The sequence below is a fragment of the Ramlibacter sp. genome, from assembly GCF_013697775.1.
In the GTDB taxonomy this organism is placed as follows: domain Bacteria; phylum Pseudomonadota; class Gammaproteobacteria; order Burkholderiales; family Burkholderiaceae_C; genus Ramlibacter.
In genome coordinates this window covers 1-2,272 of record NZ_JACCWG010000341.1, presented here as the reverse complement: position 1 = coordinate 2,272, position 2,272 = coordinate 1, and the positions used below count along the sequence as shown (strand labels likewise).

4 protein-coding genes are annotated in these 2,272 nt (G+C 62.0%); all 4 read left to right on the top strand.

All coding sequences use genetic code 11. From position 1 onward, the window contains the following. Positions 1-112: 112 nt before the first annotated feature. Positions 113-556 carry a hypothetical protein gene (locus tag H0U68_RS17175; RefSeq protein WP_296357777.1) on the top strand — a complete coding sequence of 148 codons (444 nt, stop codon included), beginning with the start codon at positions 113-115 and terminating at the stop codon, positions 554-556. Next, positions 557-856, top strand: a complete 300-nt coding sequence (locus H0U68_RS17170) for a DUF2523 domain-containing protein (protein WP_296357775.1) — start codon at positions 557-559, stop codon at positions 854-856. Positions 857-858: 2 nt separating this feature from the next. After that, on the top strand, positions 859-2,043 hold the full coding sequence (locus H0U68_RS17165) for a zonular occludens toxin domain-containing protein (RefSeq protein ID WP_296357774.1): 1,185 nt from the start codon (positions 859-861) through the stop codon (positions 2,041-2,043). Further along, on the top strand, positions 2,040-2,272 hold a 233-nt coding region (locus tag H0U68_RS17160; protein ID WP_296357772.1), incomplete at its 3' end, for a hypothetical protein. The genes H0U68_RS17165 and H0U68_RS17160, both read left to right, overlap by 4 nt.

Sequence of the window (2,272 nt, the reverse complement as noted above, 5' to 3'; positions counted from 1 at the left end):
TCCGTTCGCCTTCGATCTGTCGTCGAAAAGCTCACAGTAGCCCCGCCTCCCGGACCTGCCCGGCGTAGGCCTTCAACCGGCCAAGATAGTTGTCGTCGACCAGCCAAGGTAATTGTCGCCAACCAGCAATGGCAAGGGCGACGGCGAGGAAGACGGTGATAAATGGGAGGGCACATGCACGGCGGGCTTTAAGTGCGAAGGCGATACGCTGCAATGCGAGGTGGCAAAGGCAGTCAATGACCTTCGCTGCTCGTATGCCAAGGAAGCGCACGTCGAGGAGGTCGCCCGCTACAACGCTGACAAGGCCGGCAACATCGACTTCAAGCCGGACATATCCGCGAACGGTGCAACTCAGACATTTACTGCGTCATCGATCGATACCACGTCGCTGTTTGGCGGTGGTGGAACCGGCTTCGCCGACTACTCGTTCAGCTACATGGGTCAGACGTTGGTGATCCCCTTCAGCCAATACAACCCGTGGTTGCTGGCGGCGGGCAATGTGCTCGTTGCCATTGCTTCCCTGATCGCCATGTACATCTTTGCGAGGAAACGCTAAATGCCAGCTTTAGGTGCAATTCTCTATGGTGCTTTCCTCTGGGCTGTTCGCAAGGGCCTGATTGATGTGTTGATCGGCTTGGGCATCGGCGTTGCCACGTTCGTGGGCATTGACGCCATCATCGACAAGCTCAAGGGCGAGCTGTTGAATGCCCTGTCTGGCTTGCCGGTGCAGATGGTTGCTGTGCTGGCCTACATGAAAGTCGGCGTGGCGCTCAACATCATCATTTCCGCGCTGGTTGGCCGGCTTGCGCTCGATGGCGTGAAGAACGGTACGTTCAAGAGCTGGCGGATCAAGTAGCCATGCTGTACCTGATGACGGGCGCGAACGGCGCCGGCAAAACCCTCTTCACGCTCAAGGACGTGCGCGAGCTGCAGCTCAAGACCAATCGCGATGTCTACTACAACGGGCGCTTCGAAATGCTCGCAGAGTTCGGCTGGAAGAAGATCGACATCAAGGACTGGGAGTCCATCCCCGATGGCGCGATCTTCGTAGTTGACGAATGCCACAACGATTTCCCCTTGCGTGGCAACGGTGCCCCGGTCCCGCGCTACGTGCAGCAGCTTGCCGAGCACCGCAGGCGTGGCTTTGATTTCTTTCTGATCACGCAACACCCGCAGAACATCGATGTCTTCGTGCGCCGGCTCATTGGCCCGCCCGGTTGGCATCGGCACCTGAAGGTTGTTGGCCTCGGCATGGTCAGCCAGGCCGAGTGGAACCATGCCAATCCGAACTGTGAAAAGCCAGGTGCTGCGGCCAGCGGTCAGAGCACGATGCGCACGCACCCGAAAGAGGTCTACGGGTGGTATTCGTCGGCCACGCTTCACACAGGTCGGCCGCGCATCCCAAAGCAGCTGGTGTATGGCTTGGTGGCGCTGTTGCTGGTGCCTGCCTTGCTGTGGTTCGCGGTGTCGCGCATGCGCAGCTCGTTTGGTGGTTCTGCGGTTGCCGGTGCCAAACCTGCTGCCAGCGCGCCGGCTTCGCTCTCTTCATCTACGCACGTGACGGGTCGCCCGGGGGCCACCGTCTTCAACATCGGTGATGGTGCCAACGCTGCGGCGTACCTTGCCTCCCGTACGCCGCGTCTGAATGGCCTCCCCCATACGGCGCCGGCATATGACACCCTCACGCAGCCGCAACAGGTGCCCTACGTTGCTGCGTGTCTGCTCGGGAAAAAAGATGGTCACGAGACCTGCAATTGCTGGACGCAGCAGGCGACATTGCTGACCACGCCTGATGCGTTGTGCAGGCAGGTAGTCGCTCAGGGCTATTTCGTGGACTGGCATCGCCCGCCTGAGCTGGTAGCACGTGCATCGAGGTTGGCGGCAAGCGAACCGGTATCAGAGCTGCCGCCGGCTGGTCATGGCATGCACATCGTCAGCAACGGGCGTTTGCCGCCGGCTGGTGCTGTCCCTGCTTCTTCTGAAGCTCCCAGCGCCGGGCCGACGGTGTTGCGCCCTCTTCCTGCTGCGCCGTCCAAGCGATGAGCGCGATCTCGCGGGCTCGGCCGTTGTGTGGCGTGGTGGTGATCGCGATGGATGCCGGTGCCACCCGTCTCGTCAAGCGTGCTCAGCGCCCCGCGTGGCCGCTGCATCGCGGTCGCATGCGTGGTGTCGCCCGCGTGCGCTCCGTTCGCCCGCCCACACGCTGCCCGCGCGCCCTGATGACGGTCTTCCTGCCCGGAGCCGGCCAAAGCCGCAGGCTGGCCGGCCCCGC